Here is a 24,627-nt window from a genome sequence, read left to right as displayed (position 1 = left end):
ATTGAATTTCTCTTTGGTTTATTCTATCCGTATTTTACATTAGTTTATTATATCCCAAAATATTTTTCTTATCAAGAAATTCTATTGAATTCCTGCTTCTTTGAGAATGGCTGTTATTCTTGAGATGACATGACCATACGATAGTTCTTCCTTATCTTTCTCTTTTCTTAGCTTGAACTCCACAATCCCTTCACTTGCTCGTTTTCCTATGGTAATCCGGATAGGAATGCCCAGGAGGTCTGCATCCTTAAACTTAACACCTGCCCTCTCATCTCGGTCATCCAGCAATGCCTCAATTTGATTGGAAAGGAGTTCCCTATATAGTTTTTCACCCATCTCCATTTGCAGTTCATCCTTTACATTTACCACGGCGATCATTACATGATAAGGTGCCACGGATAACGGCCATCGAATCCCGTCCCCGTCATGATGCTGCTCAATGATGGCTGCCATTGTTCTGGAAACACCAATGCCATAGCAGCCCATGACAATGTTTTTTTCCTTCATCCCCTCGTCAGTATAGGTTCCATTCATAGCTTCACTATATTTTGTTCCAAGTTTAAATATCTGTCCCACTTCGATACCCCTTGCCAGTTTCACACCACTGCCGCAGAGTGGACAGGAATCCCCTTCCTCGACCATTCTTAAATCCAGTATGTGATCCCCTACAAAATCTCTGCCATAGTTTACGTTGGCTATATGATAATCGGTTTTGTTGGCACCTATCACCGTATTTTTTTCAAGAGGCACTTCACGATCTACCAACATCTTTATATTTTTTAATCCTATTGGTCCCGCAAACCCAACAGCTGCACCTGTACATTGTAGAATATCTTCTTCTGTTGCAAATTCGAGTTCATGCTCCTGAACACCTAAGGCATTTACCAGTTTAACTATATTTAATTCCCTATGACCTAAAAGCACAGCTGCAACCAGTTCATTTTTTGCGCTAAAAATTAATGTCTTTAGGAGTTTCTTGCCTGGGATTTCAAGAAACTTCGTCAGTTCATCAATGGTCTTGACATTTGGGGTATGTATCTCTCTTAATTCCAATGACGCCTCATGCTGTTCTGGTATAGCCGAATCACAAGTTGCCTTTTCTACAGTAGCTCCATAGCTGCAGTTCTCGCAGTAGGCGATTTTACCCTCCCCAAATTCAGACATGGCAGTAAATTCATGGGAATCGCTTCCGCCCATTGCCCCTGTATCCGCTTCTACAGCTCTGAAATCCAAGCCACAGCGTTTGAATATTTGGGTATAGGCATCATACATATCTTCATACACCCTGTTCAAGCCTTCCCAATCCCGATCAAAGGAATAGGCATCCTTCATGATAAACTCTCTGCATCTCATCAATCCAAATCTTGGTCTCTTCTCATCTCGATATTTTGTCTGTATCTGGTACAGATTTATGGGTAAGTCCTTATAAGACTTTACCTCATCCCGAACTATGTCTGTAAAGATTTCTTCATGGGTAGGCCCAAGGCAAAATTCTCTTTCATTTCGATCCTTTAAACGAAACATCTCAGGGCCAAAATCAGACCATCGGCCCGATTCTATCCACAGTTCTGCTGGCTGGACAGCAGACATCAGCAGCTCCTGGGCACCTTTTTCATTCATTTCTTCACGAATGATCTGTTCAATCTTCCTTATCACCCGGTAACCCATGGGCATATAGCCATAAATGCCAGAAGCCAGCTTCCGAATCAAGCCTGCCCGCAAAAGAAGCTGATGACTTGGTATTTCCGCATCACTTGGAATCTCCCTTAGGGTTCTAAAGTACATTTTTGATAATCTCATGCTTAACTACCCCTTTGTTATTTTGATTCGCTCTATTATTTTATTTTTCTTTCTGCTGTATTTCCAGCTCTGTTAGCAGTTAGCGGTTAGCCGCAAAACACGCCCAAACCTGCCAACGGCTAACTGCTAACCATCTTCTTACAACAAAGGTGGTTATACACCGTATAACCACCTCTTTTGACTAATATGCCTTTGCTACATATACCATGTGCTTCGCTTCTTTTCCACAGAAGTGACACTTGTCACCAAGATCTTCCTGCTCAAATGGCATACAACGAATGGTCGCACTGGTTTCTGCCTTAATGTTGTCTTCACATTCTCGCGTGCCACACCACATACCCTTTGCAAAGCCAGGCTTTTCTTCCATTTTCTGCTTAAAGTCTTCAAAATCGCTGATAGAATAGGTATTTTCATCCCTATGCTTTCTCGCTCTCTCCAACATGTTATTGTGGATATCATCTAGCAATGACAATACGGTTTCTCTAAGACCTTCCATTGGTACAGCTTGCTTTTCCAGGGTATCTCTTCTTGAAATCATCACTTGATTCTTTTCTATATCCTTTGGTCCCACCTCAATACGGATTGGAACTCCCTTCATTTCGTACTCATTGAACTTCCAGCCTGGAGAGTAGTTATCATTGTCGTCGATTTCCACACGGATGTCATCACCTAATAGTTTTTTCAATTCATAGGCTTTATCGAGTACACCTTCTTTATGTTGCGCAATAGGAATCATGATGACTTGGATTGGTGCCAGTCTTGGCGGCAGTACAAGTCCTCGGTTGTCACCATGTACCATAATAATTCCACCGATTAATCTCGTAGAAACACCCCAAGATGTATGGTATGGATTTTGTATTTCCCCGTTTCTGCCTAAGAATGTTATTTCAAAAGCCTTTGTGAAGTGTTGCCCTAGGTTATGAGAGGTACCTGCCTGAAGCGCCTTTCCATCGTGCATCAATGCCTCCATGGTATAGGTTGCATAGGCTCCAGCAAATTTTTCCTTATCACTCTTTCTTCCCGTTACCACAGGAATGGCCATTAGCTCCTCTGCAGTTTCTTTATAGATACCCAGCATCTGCAAAGTTTCTTCTTGCGCTTCATCATAGGTTTCGTGAAGGGTATGTCCTTCCTGCCATAAGAACTCTGATGTTCTTAAGAAGGGTCTTGTTGATTTTTCCCAGCGCACAACACTGCACCACTGATTATATAAATATGGCAGCTCTCTATAGGATTTTAGCCATTTGGCATACATGGAACAAATGATCGTCTCAGAAGTAGGTCTTACGCAAAGTCTTTCCTGTAATTCTTCTTTCCCTCCATGGGTTACCCAAGCTACTTCTGGAGCAAATCCTTCCACGTGCTCTGCTTCCTTCTTCAATAAACTTTCTGGAATCAATAAAGGGAAATAACAGTTTTTATGTCCTGTATCCTTGAATCTTTTATCCATATATTTTTGGATATTCTCCCAAATAGCATACCCATAGGGTTTAATCACCATAAATCCTCTAACTGGTGAATAGTCTACCAAATCTGTCTTTGTGATTACATCCGTATACCATTGGGGAAAGTCTACCTCCATCGGGGTAATATCTTCTACAAACTGCTTTTCTTTTTTTGACATGCAATACAACTCCTTTCAATTTATCATGCTCTTCAGAATACATCTTAATCCACTATTTTACACGCTGATCATCATCTAACTGCTTTCCGTCGGTGTGCGGTACGCGGTTCACGGTGTTGGGGTCTATCGCTTTAGTATATTAAAAACAAAAAACCTTTCATCTCTACTATATTATAGAGACGAAAGGTTATCTTTCCGCGGTACCACTCTAATTAATCCCATCAGGGATTCCCTTGTTTTGGAAGTAACGGTCCAAATCCGTAAAAACCTACTATGATTCAGTCTTAAGCTCCGGGGCGGGTTTGATATGCTATCACCTGCAGTGTTTTTCAGCCAAAGAACACTGCTCTCTGTAGGCATTTACAAATCTACTATTCCCCATCCAAGCCTTTTTGATATGAATTTACATATATATTAACCAATTCCCCTTTATTTGTCAACGGGAAATCCTTATCTTTTCACAATGCTTGCTACGGCTTGGGCTGCAATCCCTTCGCCAGTACCCGTAAAACCTAAACCTTCTGTGGTGGTCGCCTTCACATTCACACCATCGACATCAATCTGAAGGGCCGATGCAATATTTTTTCTCATTTGCTCTATATGGGGCGCCATCTTAGGCTTCTGGGCAATAATTGTGGCGTCCACATTGTTTACACTGTATCCTTTTTCATGAATTAATCGATTCACTTCCTCCAACAACATCATGCTGGAAGCCCCTTTATATCGTTCATCACTGTCAGGAAAATGCTTCCCAATATCACCAAGGGCCGCAGCTCCTAGCAATGCATCTTTAATGGCATGAAGCAGCACATCCGCATCGGAATGCCCTAAGAGGCCTTTCTCATAGGGTATATCTACGCCTCCCATAATTAATTTTCTTCCTTCCACCAGCTTATGTACATCATAGCCTTGCCCAATTCTCATCATATGTGGTTTTCCTCCAGATCTATATCATGATTAACCGCCCTACTTTATTCTACCACATTCTCGAATCATTTTTTCCGTATTTCAGACAATTATCATTTACATGATTATAGTTCTTTAAACTGCTTAAACTCCTTAATCATCCTATAAGGCTTTGTCACCACACGGAAGGGAATTGTATAAAGAAACCTCGATAAGTCGTCATTGATCTCCTTGGTCATACGCACAGGTTTTGTTGCAACCCTTGTAAACATTTCAGCTGCATAATTGGTATAGGCAAGCTTTTCATTGATTTCTAGATAGGTTTCACAATCCATACACGTAATCTTTTCGATGCTTTCTCCAAAGTAAGTTACTTCATGGAGTGTATTTTTCTCACAGTTCCCACAATATAAGTCTGCTTGCATCTTTGTCATTCCCATACAAACCACCTCTTAGGTTTATTCCTTTTCATAAAGTGAATCTTCTTTACATGAATTTTCATGGAGCTACGCATTTCTTCATAATATTTTTCCCAAAATGGGTTTTATCATGCCCACAATAAACTTAGCAACTCTTCTCTACTAATACTATTGAGATAATATCCTACTTCTAAAGCTTCTATACAGTTTTTTACTGATTCCTCATGATATTTGATTCCTACCAAGCTTTTTTCAAGTTCATGGATATCTCCATTTCCGAAGAAGTCACCATAAATCTTACAGTTACCAATCATCCCATCTTCTACATCTAGCAATACTTCTACTTTTCCCCCTTCAAATCTCTTCTCCTTCTTTATGTTAAACTTCGGCGATGCGCCATAATTCCATTCCCATGTCACATATCGTTTTTCCATTATTTGCTTCACTTCATCAATTTCCTTCTCTGTTAAAGTATATTCTTGAAGTTCTTCCTGGAACATATGTTGGAGAAGCAGTTTTTTAAATCCTTGTATAGATATCAGTTCCGTAAGAAAATCGCTAATATTGGTTACTCTGGTGCGAATAGACTTAATGCCTTTGGATATAATTTTCTCATCCGATACATGAAGCGCCTTTACCAGCTGCTCAAGTTCCGAAGAAAATAACAGGGTTCCATGATGGAGCAATCGATCCTTCTTCATATATTGGGCATTCCCAGAGAACTTTTTCCCATCGATGGTTAAATCATTCCTGCTGTTAAACTCCGCCTGCACACCTAAATTTTTCAACGCAAGTATCACCGGTTCCGTAAACTTCTTAAAGTTAAACTGACTGCTTTCACTATTTTTTACGACAAAAGTAAAGTTTAAGTTTCCCAAATCATGATAGACTGCCCCACCTCCAGAAAGCCTTCTGACCACATGAATATTATTATCTTTCACAAACTCCAAGTTTATTTCCTCAATGGTATTTTGATGCTTCCCTATAATGATAGATGGTTCATTTTGCCATAATAAAAAATAATCATCTCCATCCATATGGTTCAATACATATTCCTCTAGAGCAAGATTAAAATATGGATTGGTTGATTCATTACGAACATAGATCATTCTTGATACCCCCTTAGTGAATTGCTTTTCTTTATTGATACCACTTTTTCTCATCTATTAAAACTTATCTCCCTTGATTTTTTATATAATAACAAATCCCTTCCTTACGCTAGACAACAGGAAGGGATTTATATATTCATTAGGTATGATTCACTTTACTTTTCCTTCATCATATTCTTAATGTTTTTAAATTCTTTCACCATTCGATAAGGCTTTGTCACTACGCGCATAGGCATGGAACAAAGAAATTTTGAAAGGTCCTTTTTTATTTCTTTATTCATTCGCTCTGGTTTTGTGTTAATCCTTTTGAACAAAGATGCTGTATATGCAGATAGCACCAGCTTTTCATCTATTTCTAATGTGGTTTCACACTCTATGCAGCTTATCCGCTCAATGCTTTCCTCCAGATAAATCACATCATGAAGGGTTTCTTGATTACAGCTTACACAGAACAACTCTGCTTGCATTTTTGTAATATTCATGGGAACACCTCATTTGGCATCATAAGATAAGTATTTGATCCAATCTATAATCCATATGTTCTTCCCTTAAGATTTATTCCCTATCGCAAAATCATTTTGCTGTCTCATTTCTCTGCTTAATCCCTTGTTTTACTCGATAAACAATAAGCACTAGTATATTTCCTCTAAAATCTTCTTAACATCTTGAACGGTTGCCTCTCTTTTATTGTATTTAATGGATCTTGACGAAAAACTTTCCAAAGCAATCTGTTCGAATGCTGCTTTTTTTACCCCTAGATTTTTCAAACTTTGCGGGATATTGAGCTGCCTTGCTAATTCTTCAACATGTGATATTACAGCGTCAACTTTTAGTCCCATGCTATAGTTCGCTTTATTTTCTGCAAAAAAGCATTCATAAAGATTGGCGATTTCTATTTTTGCAACCTCCCTATTAAACTTCAAAGCTTTAGGCAGCAACATTGCGTTAGCAACCCCGTGGGGGATATGAAAGTGATATCCCAGCGGATGACTAATTCCATGGGCTATTCCTAGTCCCGAGTTCCCAAAAGCCATACCTGCCATAAGACTTCCCTCTGCCATATCCGCCCTTGCCTCCATATCACCCGGATGATCATAGGCACGTTTCAGACTTCTTGAAATTAACTTTACTGATTTATATGCCAAAGTCTTGGTTATATCGTTTGCTCCACGAGATAGGTAAGATTCAATCCCATGAGTAAGGGCATCCATACCTGAAGCAGCTGTCACTTTAGGAGGAACACCTTTCGTAAGATCCGGATCTATAACGGCTGCCTTAGGAAACATGAAAGGGCTGGCAATACTCTGTTTTAACCCCGTTGAGGCATTAATAAATACGCTATTGTTTGTAACTTCACTGCCCGTACCCGCTGTTGTAGGGATGGCAATATAAGGTATTCCTGGTTTGTTAAGTTTCTGTACACCTTGACTTCCAAAGTAAGCTTCTGCTTTCTCTGGATATTCAGCTAATAAAGCTAGCGCTTTCCCTAAGTCTAAAGTACTTCCTCCGCCAATACCTATAACAATGTCTACCTTTTCATCTTTTATCTGTAATAGGGCTTGATTAAGCGCTACTACTTCAGGCTCCGGGTCTATCCCATCCCATAGGATACATTCCACCCCTTTTTCTTTTAGCAAATGGATTAGTTGGTCAATGGCACCATTTTCCTTCATTGATTTCTTCCCGCACACAATTACAGCTCTTTTACCCATGGCAATTGCTTCATCGCCAACCTTACCTAGACTTCCTATACCAAAGTGAATCTTTACAGGAAGATAGTAATGAAAACTATTCATATATATCACTCCAAGCTCTAAAATTTCTTTTTCTTCAGCATACGACTCTTCTAACGAAAATAATTTTCCCAATTTTTCTCGTTTATATATTTCTTGTTCAATTACCACTATCAATATTTAAGCATTTCATGTAAACCGTACAGTTCTGGTACACATGCGAGAAATTCTTTTTTTATGCTTAGCATATTTTCCTCATGGTCGGCCTCAAACCGTATAGTAACACAAGGTTCTGTAACAGATTGCCGGATGAGTGCCCATCCATACGGAAACTGAACTCTTATCCCATCAAGGGTAGAAATAGGGTATTTATATTTTAAAGATTCTACTTTTACTAGTAAATCCCTTTGTTTTTCCCAAGGATAAGTAATTCTAATATCTGGCGTCATTATCGTCTTCTCTATCCCTTCTGTAAGCGCCACGAGATCCTTCTTGCTTTTTGTCAATATCTCACACATTTTTAATGCAGCATAAATCCCATCATCACAACCCAACTCCTTGAAGAAAAAGTGTCCACTTACCTCTCCTGCAAGGACAGCACTGTGTTCAAGAAAGGCTTTTTTAATAAAAGCGTGTCCCGAACGTTCCATGATTGGCTGTGATCTATATCTGCACACTTCTTTCTCAACGATAGAAGATGATTTGATATCATACACTACGGGTGAAGGCTCACTTTTTAAATACTCCCGAATAAAGATTACAAAACTCTCCTCACTCGTAACAATCTGCCCTTTAAGATCGACAAAAACAACACGATCTCCGTCCCCATCAAATCCAATGCCTATATCTGCTTCGGTTTCTACAACCGACTGCTGCAGTTTTACCAAATTTTTATAGACAGCTGGATTCGGCTCTCTATTTGGAAAACGTCCATCAAACTGGCAAAACAGTTCTTTCACATCATACCCAAAAGATCGAAACAATTCTGGGGCCAATTTAGAAACTGCTCCATTTCCAGCATCTATCACAACCTTTAGTTTCCCCTCATGTCCTAGCAGTTTCTTAATATGTACCTTATAGGCTTGATACACATCTACTTCTTCTTTCTCGCCGACCCCGACGGTAAAATCATTTGTCTCAACAAGTTCTTGTATTTGCTCAATGTCCTCCTTTGTAATAGGCATACATCCTAAAATGATCTTAAAACCATTAAAAATCGCGGGATTATGGGATGCAGTAACCATAACTCCTCCATCTGCTTTTAAAAAGTTTTTAGCGAAATAAAATACGGGTGTTGGTACCATCCCTATGTCCACAATCGATACGCCACTGTTCATTAACCCTTTCATCAGGTTTTCTTTGAGACTGGGTGTTGATTGTCTAACATCTCCACCAACAACGATTCTTCTTCCCAGCACCAGAGATCCAATGGCTCTTCCAATCTTAAAAGCGGTAGATTCATCCAGTTCTTGACCATAAATCCCTCGAATATCACAATCTTTATAGATACCCATTTTCTTTTCCTCCTGAGATAATATCCTTCATTCTCTCTAAGGATTCCTTGGGCGTGCTCACACATCCTATCTCTACCCCATCCTCACTATGGGCTCCAAAAGGTCCATGATAATCCGAACCTCCTGTAACCAACAATTTATATTTCTCTGCAATCTGCAACAACACCGTTTTATCCTCTTCTGTATGCCTAGGATAGTATATCTCAATGCCTCTTAGTCCTTGGTCTACTAATTCAGGAATATAACTAAGATTCTTACTGATGCAAGGATGGGCTAAAACGGGTATACCTCCACTTCGCCGTATGACTCTTATAATCTCTCTAGGTTCAATATTTTCTCTCTCCACATAGGCTGGGCTTTGTTTGCTGATGAGTTTCTTATTGGCTTCATCTATGCTTTGCGCGTATCCGCTTTCCTTTAAAGCCAAACCTAAAAGATGAATTCCTATTGTTCGGATTTTTGCCATTTCAAGAATACTATGAAGATATATCCCATAGCCCAAATCATTTAGTTTGCGGCACATTTTTTCTACCTGCCTAGACCGAATTCTTCCCCAGGTTTCCAAAGTCTCATGGAGTTCCTCACACTGATGATCTATATAGTAACCCAAGATATGGAATTCTTGTTTTCCATAGTTTCCACTTATTTCAATGCCAGGTATAAATTCTACCCCGTAGATATCCGCATATTGTTTCATTTCCTGAATTCCTGTGACATTATCATGATCCGTTAGCGATACAACATCGATCCCCTTTTCCTTTGCCCGTTCCATTAGTTTTCTAGGACTAAGGGTTCCATCGCTATAATGGGAGTGCATGTGCAGATCCATTTTCAATCTAGATATACCCCCTTTTCTTACATTCCTGCTTATATAACTGATATCTTTCCTCATATCGTTTCACATTTTCACTTTGAGGCAAATATTCTTCGTGAATAATCACCATCTTTCTTACTGCCTCACCGATATTTTGATATCCCGTCTTAGAGGCAGCTATGATTGCACTACCCATGGCAGGCTCTGCAATCAGTGGTTTTCGTAGAAGCTTATTCAATATATTTGCCCTTATTTGAGACCAAACCTTTGATTTTACAGCTCCACCGGTAATATATATATGCTCATTCACCTGACAACCTAATTCCTGCAGGGTTTCATAGGCCAGCCGTTCTGTATACGCTACACCCTCCATTAATGCCCCATAAAACTCTATTTCTCCATTATATTTACCAAGAATAAACTCCTTTGCCTTCCTATTTACAAAAGGAAATCTTTCGCCTATTCCTACTAGAGGATATACAATTGCATTTGTAGGCAGAAATTTCTCCACAAGCTTATTATAATCATCGAACCGTTCCACTGGAAAATAATGATTTAAGCATCTGCCGCCAGTATTTGATGCACCTCCAGGCATCCAATAACCATCAGGGTGTAGATGACAATAGATCCTACCTTGGCAGTCCTTTATAATTTCTTTTACAACACCTTTTATCGTAACTGTTGTTCCAATGGAGGTATTGAAATCTCCTGGCAGAACCGCCCCTGAAGCAATGGCTGATGCGTACCCATCGGTTGCCCCTGCCATGACAGTTGTCGTTATACTTAAACCCGTATTTCTTGCTGCTGTTTCCGAAACATTTGCGATATAGGTTCCTGGTGCTGCAATATGGGGAAGCTTTTTGATATCTATTCCAAGTCCATTCTCAATAAACTCTGGCCATTTTCTTTCCAAAAGGTCATATCCGCTTTTTAAGGCATTCGAATAGTCGGAAACATCATATCGCCCCGTTAATCGTCCTACTATATAATCCGACTGATGAATAATATAACGGGCTCCCTCGTATACATCGCCCCTATGTCTCTTCAACCACAATATTTTCGGCAATGCAAAGGATGAATTAAATCTATATCCGAGTTTTTCAGCAAGGACGCTTCCCTCTGACTGAACCAGTTCTGCCTCTTCTACAGCGCGATTATCGTTATACATTATTCCACGACAAAGTACACCATGGGATGAATCCAATGCAACAATCGTACCCGAAGTACCATCTACAGCAATGGCTGTGATCTGTTCTGGCGTAACACCATTACGACTCATTTCTCTCATAATACTGATGATGACATCCATGGTGGCTTCCCACCATGTCTCAGCATCCTGTTCTTTATGTCCTTCTTCTATGGATATATTCATATGCGCAAAAGGTGCGCTGCTCGAAGCAACTATCTTTCCCTGTTGATTGACGACTACCCCTCTTACCCCTTGCGTACCAATATCTATACCTAAAACATACACAAAGATTCCCCCTTTATCCATTGGGATAGATCATGATCTTCATGCATTCCTTAGAACTTCCCAATTCAAAAGCTGTTTTCCAATGATCTATTGTAAGTCTATGACTGATTAGATCCATTAGGCTTATTTTTTTTGACTCCACTAGCGCTATGGCTGTTCTCCATGAACTTGTCTTGGAAGAAAGAGATGACACGATATTTACATCCCTTAGAACCAAGTCATCCCATAGATTTATATGGCATCCCGTTGGAGCAGCCATGAGAACTATTTCACCCAACTTTTTGATACTCTTTAAGCTTTGTTTCAATGCATCTTCAGAACCAGAACATTCGAATATCACATCAGCACCCAATCCGCTTGTAAACATCTGAATTTGGTGCATTAGGTTAATTTCATCAAAAACAAGGGTTCTCTCAATACCCATTTTCTTCGCCAAATCCAATCTTTTTTCACTATGCTTTGTACCTACTAAAACAACTTGTGCCCCAGCTGCTTTAGCAACTTGTGCAGTTAATATTCCAATGGGTCCAGGTCCAAATATGACACAGTTATCCATTGGTTTTATGGATGATCTTTCTAACACTGCATGGACACAGCACGCAAGAGGCTCCATCATAGCACCCTCATCGTAGGTTATGTTATCAGGGATCTTATGAACAAAATCAGCATTACAAAGGATATATTGTGCAAAAAAGCCATCTACTTTTGAGCCAAGACTAGTTCTATTATTCGTACACATATTATGATAACCAGTCATACAATATAAGCATCTTCCACAATGATAAAAGGAGGTCTCACATACAACTCTATCTCCCACAATAAGGCCACGCACGCCTTCTCCTACTTCAACAATCTTCCCACAACCTTCGTGTCCAATCACAACAGGTGTCTCCAGCTTTGTTTTTCCCATATCAGTATTATAGAATTTTATATCTGTTCCACAAAGGCCCGCTGATTCTACTTTTACTACGACCTGGTTATGCCCTGCTTTGGGCTTAGGTATATCTTCCAGGTAGGTATCCTTTGCATAGGGTGTTTTCTTTACCAATGCTTTCAAGAATCTCCCTCCCTATAAACATCCTATTGATCTATATTTTTCTATTTCTTTCGTCACTTATTCTTCATCGGTCATGTATGAGCCAACTACCCTTAAACTTTACATCTTTCGTAAGCCCATGGGAAGTGAAGTTCAATGGGGGAAAGAGGAAATCTTCTCTGCGCACCCCATATATAACGCATTATGTGACCATAATTTCCTATATATAAACAAAGACTAGAAACTTTCCGTACTATTTTTCACCGAAACCTGTTTTTACAAGTTTTACCAAGCTTATCACGGCCTCCTTTTCATCGACTCCATCTCCCCGAATTGTAATCTCTACACCCTTTTTTGCTCCAAGGGATAAAACTGAGATGATAGATTTCCCATTACATCTAGTGCTATCTTTTATAATATTAATATTTGATTTATACTCTGATGCTCTTTGTATAAAAAGCGATGCTGGCCTCGCATGGAGACCCGCCTCGTTCTCCAAGACTACTTTCTCTTCATACATGATATCTCCCCCGTTTTCGGATGGTCTATATTATATTCTTGTGCCAGTAAATGTCATTCTGCAATCTTCTACTATGCTAAGTCTCCTTTTTGTTTCTTGTTAGTTCCAACCCCAAAAAGTTGTTTCTGCCACCATCTTTTACAGTTCCATGTTTATGCTTATAGGTAATCCAAAAAAAGCCTGCGATGACCACTATTAAATTCAACATGGTCTGATGGGCAATATACTGATCAATTAAACTTCCTAGATATTTACCTGAAGCAGCACGCATTAGCTCGTAAATCAAAGAAAATCCCTCCCAACATACTTCTTATTCTTTTGAGTCAGTGATTCCCTTTTTCCGAACTTTAAGGAATGATTGCGTATTTAATTCCCTCTTGTCTCCCAATCCGCTCTAAGGCTTCTAATGTCTGCTCTAATGGATATTCTCCAGATATGAACATACTTCCATCCACTTGACCCGTTGACAATAATTCTAACGCCTTTTTGATATGATACGGAGTATGATGGAAAACAGCCTTTACTGTAATCTCTGCATAGTGGAACCATTGACAATCAATATTAAAGTTTGTATCCTTTTTTGTACCGCCAAATAGGTTTACAATGCCGCCTGGTCTGACCATATTTACAGCCTGTTCCCAAACCTCTGGGAAACCAGTTGCCTCAATTACTACATCTGGACCTTTGCCTTCTTCAGTCATCCCCTTAACTACTTCAACGGTATTTCCTTTTTCAGCATTTACAGTGAGTCTAGCGCCGAACTTTTTCGCTTCCTCCAATCGATAATCTGATAGATCAACGGATATGACAGTTGCCCCTTTTAGTGTTGCTAGTTTGACAAACATTAGGCCAATTGGCCCTGCTCCGATAACTGCTACAGTGTCGCCTACTCGGATAGGTGTTCGCTCAATGCCATGAAGGGCACAAGCCAGTGGCTCTACCAGAGCTGCCTCCCTATAATCTAAACCTTCAGGTATCTTATAGTAGTTGTGCTTTACAATTTGCTTCGGTACAACAACATATTCAGAATAGGCACCATTTAAAAATTCTAGATTTTCACATAAGCTGTACATCCCCTGCCTACAGTTATAGCAGTGAAAACAAGGCGCTGAATTTGCTCCTACAACCCGATCTCCTACTTGGAATTTTTGAACATTTTTTCCGACTTCTACGACCTCTCCAGAAAATTCATGTCCGAAGGTGGAAGGTACAGTTTTAATGATGGATGGATGCCCCCTTCGATAGGTTTTTAAGTCCGTACCGCATGTAGTGGCAGCTCTCACCTTAACCAATATTTCATCGTCATTTGGTCTAGGTATATCTGTTTCCTCAAACCTCACGTCCCCTGGTGCATAAAACATCATCGCTCTCATTTTCCCATTCATAAAAATGCCCCCTTTTATAGAATAGATAATCTATGAAAACTGTATTATCCTTTTAAGACTCGAAATAACGCCATCCTACAGGCCAGGAAAACCCTTTCCACTGTCTATAGGTGTTAGAGCCATTAAGTGAGTACTTAATGGCTCTAAATCTATTCATATCTTAGAAAATTAGCTCGATTATTTTGTAGATAATATATGGTACTAAATGAGCGCCTCCATCAAGGGAGGAAATTTCTGCGGTTCCTTCTGGGAAGGCAAATCCTACACTTTGTGCCATTATTGTTGAAACACCAGATATGGCTGTTCCAATATAGAGAATTCCAATCATAAAAATTGTGCCGGTAATTATCCCTCTAAACACATTTCCTTTGGATGGAGCAACTGCCCAAATCATAAAGAATGGTAAGATAGCTAGATCTGTAAATGGTAACAACCTATTTCCTGGAAGAATGGCCGCTAATAAGAGGGTTATAGGAATCATTACCAATCCTGTAGCTATAACAGCAGGATGACCTATGGCAATCGCAGCATCCAATCCAATAAATACTTCTTTTCCTGGGAATCTAGCACTAATAAAATCCCTTGCACTTTCAGATAGAGGAATAAGACCTTCCATTAGGATTCTTACCATTCTCGGCATGAGGAACATTACTGCAGCCATACTTATGCCAAGCTGGATAATTCCTTTCAAGTCATATCTTGCTACAGCGCCAATGGCACCACCTAACAATAGACCCATAAGCATCGGTTCACCAAACAATCCAAATCGTTTCTGGATCATTTCTGTATCCAATTCGATTTTATTGATTCCTGGAATCCGTTCAAGGATTTTATTGATTCCAATACCTAAAGGTGCCCATGATACAGTTTCTGTATGGGGTAAGGATACGCCATCCAACCCAAAGAAGTCCTGTACATAAGGGGCAGTCCAGTCTGCAAGTTTTAGGATGATAATAATGGTTAATCCTGCTGCAACCAATCCAAGAACCAAACTATCGGTTGCAAACATTACCAAGGCACCAGTAAAGATGAAATGCCAATAGTTCCAAAGATCCACGTTCATGGTCTTAGTCCAGTTAAATGCCAGCATGATAATATTGATTGCAAAGCCTAATAAGAATACGGCTGGCACAATGGTGGTACCAAAGCTAATGGCAGCTGAGATCGGCCAACCTACATCCATAACATCTAGACTGAGATTCCAGTTTTTAACCATGGCTTGGGTTGCAGGCGAAAGATTCGAAACCAAAAGTCCAATTACTAGATTTATACCAGCAAACCCGATTCCAATCGTTAATCCTGCGCGGAATGCTTTTGAAATCTTTTGTCTAAACAAAAGTCCCAATAACGTGATGATGACAGGCATCATGACCGTTGGACCTAGATCGAGAATAAATTGGATTATACTCATTGAAAATCCCCCTCCTCATTTTTAAAACGGGAATCTACTCCAAATTCTTTAAATATGCTGCAATTTCATCGGCTAGTTTATCCATGCCTATCCCTGTGAGGAATTGCAGTCCCCTAAATTTTTTAATACCAGGTGCAGCACTTTCACTAACTGGTGTAGTGTGAACAATCACATCTGGATTGAATACCTGTACCTTAGACGCTACTTCCGATGCCTTTGCCTCTATTACCTCTACATCTATGCCTCTAGCCTTCAGCATCTCTTTTGTTTTTTCTGCCGCAACAGTGGATGTAGCAATCCCTGTGCCACATACAGTTAAAACCTTAAATTTTCTCATACTTTCACCTCCTTCTTATTTAGATGAATTTGTCCATACTTGTAGACAGAAGTGCCATCAATTCTCTAGGGTTCTGTGTTTCATATATCTTCTTTAGTATCGATGTGTCTTGGATGATGCACATCAAAGTTGCTAACAGCTCTAATTGTGCGCTGCTATCCTTCATTGCCAACATAAACACGATATTAACAGCTATTTTCTCTTCAGGATTGCCCATCACACCAAAAGAAATAGGTTCCTTTAATGTAGCAATGGAGATCATTTCAACTTCAACATGATGGGGATCTGTATGTGGAATAGCTACACCATAAACTTCCAAAGGGAGTCCTGTGGCAAATATCTTCTCTCGCTGGATTATCGCTTGTGAAAAGCTATCTTTCACATAACCTGCGTGTTGGAGTGCATCGGCCATTTTCTTTAATACACCTATATCCTCCACCGCTGATAATCCAATATGTACTACCCTTTCATCAAAAAAGAATTTAGTCATTTTCCAACAGCACCTCCATCAGCATCTCCGTTTGATCTACTTTATTCATTCTTTCCAACAGCTTTTCATCATTGATCAGCCTATATAGCTTAGTAAATTCTTTTCTATTGTATTGGCTCAAAGCCAACATGATCACGCAGCTTACTTCTTCTCCTTTTTCCCATTCTATAGGTGATGCTAACGTTGCAATGCTAATTGCCGGTGTTAAAATCTCCTCCGGATTACCATGGGGAAGAGCGATCTGATTTTTGAACAATGTGGGTGACAACAATTCCCTTTCATAAACTGAATATATATAGTTTTCAGTAACACACCCCCGTTGGACCATTTGCTCTGCCATTATATTTAGCACTTCATTTTTGGACTTAATATCTGATTTCACGAATATCAGATCAGGTCTAATCAGCTTACGAAGAGACGGATCTTCTACTTCATAATCCTTTATATGGTCGTGGATGTAGAATAGATGATTTATACGTGCAATCCCATCACCCCTAAAAATTTCTTTAGCTGATATAAATGGTATTCCTGGTATTTTAGGATCTATGGTCCCTACAATTGCTAGAATATCTTTTTTCTCATACAGCTTGTTAATAACCATATCTAAATTCAATTCTGCTAGGGCACCTATGGTTATAACTTCCACATTTTCATTTCGTTGACTTCGCTGTTGGTCTATAACTTTTTTGATTAATTCTGCAGCACCTTTTCCTGTTAAACAGATGCTTACAATCACTTTTGAATGTTTTCTCGCCCTTTTCTCTCCAAAGTTGGATTCACATATAAATTTACTTTGCAAGGAGTCCACAATTTCATGTATGTCACTGTCTGGTAACATTGCTTTCCTAACGGCATCAATGACCATTGTTGTATCCACCCTACTGATGATTCTTGTTTTAATCCCAGTCCTTTCTGTGATAATATTACCGAATCCAACCAATGAACCCATATCAACAAGAAGCAATACGCCTTTACCCGTATCTAATCTCTTTACTTCATCAACAGCTCTTTCTAAAGCTTTATCGGGAGATTCGTCTAATGACATTTCAATTGCTTTCGCATGTTCTACACCCAAAAGTCTATTTGCCACTGCCGCCATTCCCTCTGCCACATGACCATGGGACAGCACCAATATGCCCACATGTTGAACATTTAAGAGATTTTGGGCTGAATAAGTTTTTAAATACATTGCAATAAATGCTATTTCATCGTCAGGCAAATCCATTTCTAAATAGTAGCTTGCAATTTTGCTCATTTCTTCTGCTATTTCATATTCAAAGGGGTACTCCATCTGAATCATTTTCAGTTTAGGATTATTGATAGGCTTATTATGTCTTAGTCTTTCATAGGACGTTGAAAGGTGTGTAGCAAGACAATAGAATAAGCTGTCATCAATATTTGGAATTCTCTTTTTTGCTTTCTTCATCATTTTTTCTACTAAGTTGACAATCTTTTCTCCCACTATTTTTTCAAGATCTTGCTTAATCATCGCATTGTTATTATGTTGAAATTGTTTTACAAGTTGTGAGATTTTTAATTCCAATTCATCCCCTAGAATTCTGTTAATTATTGGGTTATCTATGCCCTTTCTTTCCATCTTCTGATATTTTTCTTCAATCTCTTTATAAATTTCGTTAGGAAACATATAATTTGGTTCTTTTAATTGATCATCAAATACATCTTTACTAGGACATATCTCAATATCACCATAAATAATTTTTTCGACGATATTTCTATATTGGTTCATTTTGAGTAAACCTTTAAGCACTTGACTAGAGAGATCCGTTATTTCGATTCGCAGCACTTTTTCTTTCTTAACCATATAATTAAGGAAGCCCCGGGCGCATACAACCTGAATATCTGAGCGCAGTTGGCCTATATTACCCTTTGTCTCATAAAGCAGCAAAGCTGTGAGGACATTGGAAGCAATTACAATCGTAGCGTTCATGCGATTGGCTTCCTTCCGGAAGAAACTCTTAATGATTTGTAGCTTTTCTTCCAATGGCCTTTTGGATAATGTTGGGAGTTCAATCACCATAGGAATTCTTCTTCTAAATGTAGCTAACAGGGTTGATTCTATATCTTCTGTTGTTGCGGCAATAATCATGACTTCCACATCTCTGTGAATACCAGTCTCACCTAATCTACGAAACTTTCCTTTATCAATTAAATGGAAAAGGATTTCCTGTCCTTCCGGCGGCAACCTATGGACTTCATCAAGAAAAAGAATCCCAGTATGAGCTTTTTCCACTAAACCTTCCTTGTTACTTTCTGCCCCTGTATACGCTCCTTTTGTGTATCCAAATAGTTGAGCCAATAACAGTTGGGGATTTTCCGCATAATCTGCACAGTTAAATACAATAAATGGTGCTTCCTTTTTTCTAACGCCTGATTCTACGGAGAACTTATACATACATTCAGCCAAATCACTCTTCCCTACCCCAGTAGCACCATATAATAGTGTATGAAGTCCATTGTTTGGATAAAGTATAGCAGCCTTTGCCAGCTCGATTTGAGGTTTAAGACTTCCTGCTGCCCCAATTAAAGTATCAAAAGCATCCAAAGCTTTATTACCATCCCTATCCTTACGATCTTTTCTCTCATCATGATCTATATTGCTATACTCCCTGTAGAATTTAGAAACTATATTTCGAGAAACCTTGTATCCCTGCGCATTCAGTATTTCTGTAATCCCCCTTATGGAGATAGCAGGATTTTTCGTTAAAATTCCTCTAATTTCAGGCTCCAGCAACTCATTTTTTCTCTCTCTTGAATCTTTAATCCCCATTTCATGTCTTAATTTAATAACATCTCCTCTTCGAACCTTCAATCTAAGAGCAATTTCTTCATCCGTCAGAGGATTTCTCTTATCTTCATCTTCAATGAGCCTAATCAACTTATTCATTTATTCCACCTGCCTTTTTTAATAGCAATACCTGTGCCATTTGCCGGCACATATTGTACACAACTTTTTTCTTTGCAACCATTTATTTATTTCTCTATGTGCTAAAATCTGTTTTCTTCTGTATTTTCAAAGAATCCCCAAATCTCGTTTTTTATTAACTCCAACATTTTTATTTACCCCTGCTGCCAAATTGGATTTAAGCCACACACCATCTGTCACAAAAAGTTCTATATCTTTTCGTATTTCTAAAACACTTTATGCCACAGACGAACAAATCATTCCAATGGAATTGGACAATCCCATACATATATAATAAAAACGGCCTAAGATACTTCTTAGGCCGTTTTTATTATATATCCCACGAATACTTACCAGTACACTGTTGAAGGATATCTATTATTGTTTCATAGGCAAGTGCATCCTCATAGAGTATCCTATATAAACCTGCCAACAAAGGAAACTCCTTTAAGGATAATTTCCCTCTTGGTTCCAATTGCTTTAACAATTCATACCCATATCGTATAGCACTATAACCTTCAACTGTAATATCTTCTTCCTGCATCTTTTTAATGGCATCCTTTGCCTGCAGTCCTGCACCAATAACTTCCCCCAGGGTTCTATTTCTTCCAGCCTCTCCCGTCACTTCTAAATCTCCAATACCGGGCAGCCCTACCACCGATGCTAGACCTCCCCCTAAAGCCTTCACCAGTATAGCCATCTCTGCTACTGCAAAACTAAATAGCGCTGATTTTGTATTATTATGTAGAAAACCACCTTTATTTTTGAATCCTTCAGCTAGGCCCAGACCAACCGCATAGGCGTTTTTCATGGCTGCACAGATTTCTGTACCTACCATGTCCTCCGTTATTTCAATGTTATACCTGTCTGTCATAATCAATTCTTTTACTTTCCGGGCAGATTCAACGTCTTTACAAGCGTAGGTAACAGATGTGGATGATTCCCATACGACTTCAATGGCTTTACACGGGCCCCCTACGCCTATAATAGGTATTTTATTCTTTAATTGATTCGGCAATAGCTCCTCTAGTATATGGGGAAGTATCGTAATGTCACCCGAAGTACTATATTCTAATCCCTTTGAAACACTAACGACAATCATCCCTTCATGCAAATACTGTATAACCCTTTTGAAAATCATTGCTAAAGCATCTGATGTTATTGCCACAATTACAATTTCAGCATCCTCCATGGCTTCTTGAAGCTGATAAGCATAGTATGTCTTTATGCTGCTTGGTAGGGGCTGATTATGTTTGGGGTGATATTCTCCGGCTCTCAAGGCTGTAATAATTCTTTCATCTAATTCTGTTCCCCAAAGACAAACTTCATGATTATTTCTTTCTAGTGGTACTGTCAATGCACTTCCCATTGCACCTGCACCTATGATTACTACCTTAGCCACTTCACTCCCCCCTTTTTTCTCTATCATATATATCGTGTAATTTTAATACTCATTTTCTGTGTATATATAAGTATTTTCTACTTTTTTTGTCCATAAGACTTGAATTTTACTAACATTAATTCCATTTCTTCCTCAGGTAGAATAATGGGATCTCCAATCCCTTTTGTACGATAGTAAATCTCCGCACAGAACTCAATTTCTTCTGCAATATTAAATGCTTGATGGATATTATCTGCCCCTGCAAGCAAGCCATGATTTGCCAATAATACTGCATTTCTTTCTTTCATTCCTTCAAAAGAATTGATCGCCAGCTCTTTGGTTCCATATGTTGCATACTTTGCACATCTGACGTTCTTACCAGCAAATGCGACCAAGTAATGGACTGCAGGAATCTCCCAATTAAGGCAGGCAATAGTTGTGGCGAAGTTAGAGTGTGCATGGACCACCGCACTGATATCCTTTCTATTTTTGTAAAATATACTATGCATTTCCAATTCACTAGATGGTTTTCTATTACCTTCTATAACATCCCCCTCAAGGTTCAGTACAACAATATCTTCTGGATTCGTTTTAAAATAATCCAATCCGCTGGGACTGATCGCCATCAGCTCTTTTTCTCGATTATAGATGCTGATATTCCCTCCTGTACCCTTTGTAAGACCGCTTGTAATCAGTCTTTTGCCATACTCTACAATTAGCTCTCTTTCCTGCTGTAGCAGCATATTACTTCCCCCTTTTATTAACTAATATTCTTTTTATCCATTGACTTCCATAATAGTTATTCGCAACATTCATGCCAGTATGTGGCATACTTTGTTCATAATTACCTCAAAATAAAAAAGGTAAAACAAGGAATATTACCTGTTTTACCTTTTTCTCTTATAATTCAATATGGCTTCTGCCGCAATCAAATCCTCTGGTGTTGTAATCTTAATATTTTCATAATCACCCTCCACCATCTTTATTTTCAGCCCCATGTGCTCTACTAGCATGGCATCGTCGGTACCCAAAATCTCTTGGGCAATAGCAAACTCATGAGCCTTTAGGATAATATCTTTCTGAAATGCCTGGGGAGTCTGGGTAACCCATACATCCTCACGTTTGGGTGTATAGCTTACGAAACGGTCCTTGCCCATAATCTTAATGGTTTCTTTGATCGGTACGCCAGCCGATACCGCACCATGTTCTATGGCTCCATGAATGCATCTCTGGATTACTTGCTCAGTAATCAGCGGTCTTGCCCCGTCATGGATCAAAACGATATTCGTTTCTTCTCCTATTTCCTTAAGACCATTATAAACAGATTCTTGTCTTTCTTTACCGCCTTTCACCAAGCCCTTTATCTTTGTATATTTATATTTTTCTAAGATACTTTTTTGGCAGAATTCTTGCTCATGTTCATGGACTACCAAAATAATTTCATCAATTAAAGCACATTTTTCAAAAGCATTGATTGTATGAGCAATAATTGGCTTTTCTTTTAAGATTAAGTATTGTTTGTTTGATGCGGCATTCATTCTTTTCCCTTGCCCAGCTGCTAATATGATCGCTGTATTCATCTGTTGATACTCCTTTTCTCACCTATACTGCTTTTAATTATAAAGTATTTCCTAAGCTCACCACAATACCTATCTATTCTTACCTATGTAATCTATCTTTTCTTGCAGAAAAGCCCAGCATAAGCTGGGCTTTATAAATAAATATATTGTATTATGCCGTTTTATCAGCCATTGACTTTGGTTTTGCAAAAATCATTCTTCCTGCTGCAGTCTGGAGAACACTGGTTACTAAAACACCCATCGTCTCTCCAATATGCTTTCTTCCACCTTCCACCACAATCATGGTTCCATCATCTAAATAAGCAACACCTTGGCCTGATTCTTTCCCCTCTTTTATGACCTGTACGATCATTTCCTCACCAGGTAAAACAACAGGTTTCACTGCGTTGGCCAACTCATTGATGTTTAATACGGGCACACCTTGCAGCTCTGCAACTTTATTCAAATTGTAGTCGTTTGTTACTACTTTTCCATTCATAAATTGAGCCAATTTCAAAAGTTTAATATCTACCTCTGCCACATCCTCAAAATCCTTATCAGTGATCTGAATTTGAACATTTAGCTCTTTTTGAATTCGATTTAAGATATCAAGACCTCTACGTCCTCTATTTCTCTTCAAACTATCCGATGAATCAGCGATGTGTCTGAGTTCTTCCAGTACAAACTCTGGTATCACAAGGGGCCCCTCAACAAATCCTGTTTTTGTAATATCTGCAATCCTACCATCAATAATGACGCTGGTATCTAGAATCTTAGGGGGACTCTTGTACTCTATCTTTGCAGGAGTCTTCTCCTTTGTTCCAGTGTTTTTCTTGAATAAAGAAGTTAAATTGCTTAAATCATCTCTTTTCTTCGTGGCAATGCTTACACCCAGATATCCCAAGAACACATACAATATGATCGATAAGATCATGCCTAAAAATGGTATCGGTATGCCTAATAAAAGTTGGCTTATCAAGTAGGCGATAAACAAACCAATAATTAATCCCATAGAGCCAATGATGATATCCGTTGTTGGAATTTTTTGTAGTTCGCCCTCTACCCAATTTGCTGAATCCAAGCCTTTCTCCATCAGCCATGGAGTAATAAGAAAAAATATAATTCCACCGGCAATCGCCCCAATACCATTTGCTACCAATTCCATGATTGGTGTAATCTGGGGTACTTCTATTAATTGCTGCATCCCAACGAGTTTCATAAGAAGCATTGCTATGGCATATCCTGCCGAAGCGCCTGCTAAGGTTAATGCTCCTCTTATTATTCTATTGAACATGCTTTCTCACCTCCTATCTAAAAATTATAACCATGGTATATCTATTTTATAACTAAAACACCTAGGTTTTCAATAGGATTTGCATTTTTTGGTAATTTTGCCCTATCATATTATTTTATACCCTTTCATCGATGAAACCCGACATTTTTTTAGTCTCATTTTTAAAGACTATGCCATAATCATTTTCTCCATGTGAAAAAAAGATAAAAATAGCGTCTCCGACGCTTTCGCTAGGAAACCCTAGGTTTCCTTCGACGACAGCAAAGCTGTCTGAGCACCTTCCTAAATGCGGGCAGGGGATTTCATCCCCTACAACCCCAGTTTTTTATATAATAGGAAAGTAAAACTTTCCTATTATATAAAAAACGAAGCGCCCATAAGACGCTTCATGTTTCATATCCTATTGAACCGCCTCGTTAATGAGGATTTCTGCATCTTGCTCTTCAATACCTCTAGCTAAGACCAGTTCACTGACCAATATCTGTTTTGCATTGTTGAGCATTTTCTTCTCGCCCGTAGATAATCCTTTTTCCTTGTCACGGAGCATTAGGTTTCTCACAACGGCTGCTACTTCATATATATCTCCACTCTTGATCTTGTCTAGATTCGCTCTGTATCTTCTATTCCAATTTTTTGGCATCTTTGACGTATCGTCACTTAAAACAGCCATTACTTGTTCTACCTCTTCCAAGGATATAATATCTCTCAAGCCGATATCACCCACATTATCCAGTGGAATCATTACCTTCATCTCACCTAAAGGCATCTTCATAATATAATACTTCCGCTTTTTCCCAAGTATTTCCTTTTCTTCGATAGCCTCAATGACTCCAGCTCCATGCATCGGATAAACTACTTTATCGCCAATATTAAACATGTAGCAAACCTCCCAAATTAT

The 24,627-nt window shown here is 39.0% G+C and carries 23 protein-coding genes and 1 other annotated feature; all 23 genes read right to left on the bottom strand.

Annotated features, from left to right (window positions below; genetic code table 11):
- Window positions 1–81 precede the first annotated feature (81 nt).
- Window positions 82–1,800, bottom strand: coding sequence for a proline--tRNA ligase (locus K0R93_RS16515; RefSeq protein WP_300303562.1), 1,719 nt, complete (start codon window positions 1,798–1,800; stop codon window positions 82–84).
- Between the two features lie 181 nt (window positions 1,801–1,981).
- Entirely contained in the window at window positions 1,982–3,424 is a 1,443-nt protein-coding gene (gene proS, locus K0R93_RS16510; protein ID WP_300303559.1) for a proline--tRNA ligase, read from the bottom strand.
- A 172-nt stretch (window positions 3,425–3,596) separates the two neighbouring features.
- Window positions 3,597–3,818: a binding site (T-box leader), on the bottom strand.
- A gap of 56 nt (window positions 3,819–3,874) precedes the next feature.
- The gene (ispF, locus tag K0R93_RS16505) at window positions 3,875–4,348 is read right to left on the bottom strand and encodes a 2-C-methyl-D-erythritol 2,4-cyclodiphosphate synthase (protein WP_300303588.1); all 474 of its coding nucleotides are present in this window, start codon (window positions 4,346–4,348) and stop codon (window positions 3,875–3,877) included.
- A gap of 107 nt (window positions 4,349–4,455) precedes the next feature.
- Window positions 4,456–4,770, bottom strand: a complete 315-nt coding sequence (locus tag K0R93_RS16500; protein ID WP_300303555.1) for a bh protein — start codon at window positions 4,768–4,770, stop codon at window positions 4,456–4,458.
- A 107-nt stretch (window positions 4,771–4,877) separates the two neighbouring features.
- On the bottom strand, window positions 4,878–5,858 hold the full coding sequence (locus K0R93_RS16495) for a lipoate--protein ligase (RefSeq protein ID WP_300303552.1): 981 nt from the start codon (window positions 5,856–5,858) through the stop codon (window positions 4,878–4,880).
- Between the two features lie 155 nt (window positions 5,859–6,013).
- Complete coding sequence (locus K0R93_RS16490) at window positions 6,014–6,340, bottom strand: bh protein (protein WP_300303549.1); 327 nt, start codon at window positions 6,338–6,340, stop codon at window positions 6,014–6,016.
- Window positions 6,341–6,490: 150 nt separating this feature from the next.
- The gene (locus K0R93_RS16485; RefSeq protein WP_300303546.1) at window positions 6,491–7,654 is read right to left on the bottom strand and encodes an iron-containing alcohol dehydrogenase family protein; all 1,164 of its coding nucleotides are present in this window, start codon (window positions 7,652–7,654) and stop codon (window positions 6,491–6,493) included.
- A 110-nt stretch (window positions 7,655–7,764) separates the two neighbouring features.
- On the bottom strand, window positions 7,765–9,105 hold the full coding sequence (locus K0R93_RS16480; RefSeq protein WP_300303543.1) for a phosphomannomutase/phosphoglucomutase: 1,341 nt from the start codon (window positions 9,103–9,105) through the stop codon (window positions 7,765–7,767).
- Window positions 9,092–9,934: a PHP domain-containing protein gene (locus K0R93_RS16475; protein WP_300303585.1), complete on the bottom strand. Its 843-nt coding sequence runs from the start codon at window positions 9,932–9,934 to the stop codon at window positions 9,092–9,094. The genes K0R93_RS16480 and K0R93_RS16475 overlap by 14 nt, the downstream gene beginning before the upstream one ends.
- 7 nt (window positions 9,935–9,941) lie before the next feature.
- Window positions 9,942–11,393 (bottom strand): FGGY-family carbohydrate kinase, encoded by a 1,452-nt coding sequence (locus K0R93_RS16470; RefSeq protein WP_300303540.1) that lies wholly within the window; start codon window positions 11,391–11,393, stop codon window positions 9,942–9,944.
- 13 nt (window positions 11,394–11,406) lie between these two features.
- Window positions 11,407–12,450, bottom strand: coding sequence for a zinc-dependent alcohol dehydrogenase (locus K0R93_RS16465; RefSeq protein ID WP_300303537.1), 1,044 nt, complete (start codon window positions 12,448–12,450; stop codon window positions 11,407–11,409).
- 232 nt (window positions 12,451–12,682) lie between these two features.
- Window positions 12,683–12,949 (bottom strand): HPr family phosphocarrier protein, encoded by a 267-nt coding sequence (locus tag K0R93_RS16460; RefSeq protein ID WP_300303534.1) that lies wholly within the window; start codon window positions 12,947–12,949, stop codon window positions 12,683–12,685.
- A 76-nt stretch (window positions 12,950–13,025) separates the two neighbouring features.
- Window positions 13,026–13,235: a hypothetical protein gene (locus K0R93_RS16455; protein ID WP_300303532.1), complete on the bottom strand. Its 210-nt coding sequence runs from the start codon at window positions 13,233–13,235 to the stop codon at window positions 13,026–13,028.
- Between the two features lie 61 nt (window positions 13,236–13,296).
- Complete coding sequence (locus tag K0R93_RS16450) at window positions 13,297–14,334, bottom strand: zinc-dependent alcohol dehydrogenase (RefSeq protein ID WP_300303529.1); 1,038 nt, start codon at window positions 14,332–14,334, stop codon at window positions 13,297–13,299.
- Between the two features lie 160 nt (window positions 14,335–14,494).
- Window positions 14,495–15,745: a PTS galactitol transporter subunit IIC gene (locus K0R93_RS16445; RefSeq protein WP_300303526.1), complete on the bottom strand. Its 1,251-nt coding sequence runs from the start codon at window positions 15,743–15,745 to the stop codon at window positions 14,495–14,497.
- A 34-nt stretch (window positions 15,746–15,779) separates the two neighbouring features.
- On the bottom strand, window positions 15,780–16,082 hold the full coding sequence (locus tag K0R93_RS16440; RefSeq protein ID WP_300303523.1) for a PTS sugar transporter subunit IIB: 303 nt from the start codon (window positions 16,080–16,082) through the stop codon (window positions 15,780–15,782).
- 19 nt (window positions 16,083–16,101) lie between these two features.
- Window positions 16,102–16,572, bottom strand: coding sequence for a PTS sugar transporter subunit IIA (locus K0R93_RS16435; RefSeq protein WP_300303521.1), 471 nt, complete (start codon window positions 16,570–16,572; stop codon window positions 16,102–16,104).
- On the bottom strand, window positions 16,565–19,477 hold the full coding sequence (locus K0R93_RS16430) for a sigma 54-interacting transcriptional regulator (RefSeq protein WP_300303519.1): 2,913 nt from the start codon (window positions 19,475–19,477) through the stop codon (window positions 16,565–16,567). Before K0R93_RS16430 ends, K0R93_RS16435 begins: the two co-directional genes overlap by 8 nt.
- Window positions 19,478–19,826: 349 nt before the next feature.
- Window positions 19,827–20,897 (bottom strand): NAD(P)H-dependent glycerol-3-phosphate dehydrogenase, encoded by a 1,071-nt coding sequence (locus tag K0R93_RS16425; protein ID WP_300303516.1) that lies wholly within the window; start codon window positions 20,895–20,897, stop codon window positions 19,827–19,829.
- Window positions 20,898–20,974: 77 nt separating this feature from the next.
- Window positions 20,975–21,619 (bottom strand): L-fuculose-phosphate aldolase, encoded by a 645-nt coding sequence (locus K0R93_RS16420; RefSeq protein ID WP_300303513.1) that lies wholly within the window; start codon window positions 21,617–21,619, stop codon window positions 20,975–20,977.
- Between the two features lie 144 nt (window positions 21,620–21,763).
- Window positions 21,764–22,456, bottom strand: a complete 693-nt coding sequence (ispD, locus tag K0R93_RS16415) for a 2-C-methyl-D-erythritol 4-phosphate cytidylyltransferase (protein ID WP_300303510.1) — start codon at window positions 22,454–22,456, stop codon at window positions 21,764–21,766.
- A gap of 151 nt (window positions 22,457–22,607) precedes the next feature.
- On the bottom strand, window positions 22,608–23,729 hold the full coding sequence (locus K0R93_RS16410; RefSeq protein ID WP_300303507.1) for a PIN/TRAM domain-containing protein: 1,122 nt from the start codon (window positions 23,727–23,729) through the stop codon (window positions 22,608–22,610).
- A gap of 400 nt (window positions 23,730–24,129) precedes the next feature.
- A complete protein-coding gene (locus tag K0R93_RS16405) occupies window positions 24,130–24,606 on the bottom strand; it encodes a CarD family transcriptional regulator (RefSeq protein WP_300303504.1) in 477 nt (158 codons plus the stop codon).
- Between the last annotated feature and the right edge of the window lie 21 nt (window positions 24,607–24,627).

The sequence above is a fragment of the Anaerosolibacter sp. genome, from assembly GCF_029240175.1.
Taxonomy (GTDB): domain Bacteria; phylum Bacillota; class Clostridia; order Peptostreptococcales; family Thermotaleaceae; genus Anaerosolibacter.
This window is presented reverse-complemented; position numbering and strand designations above follow the sequence as displayed.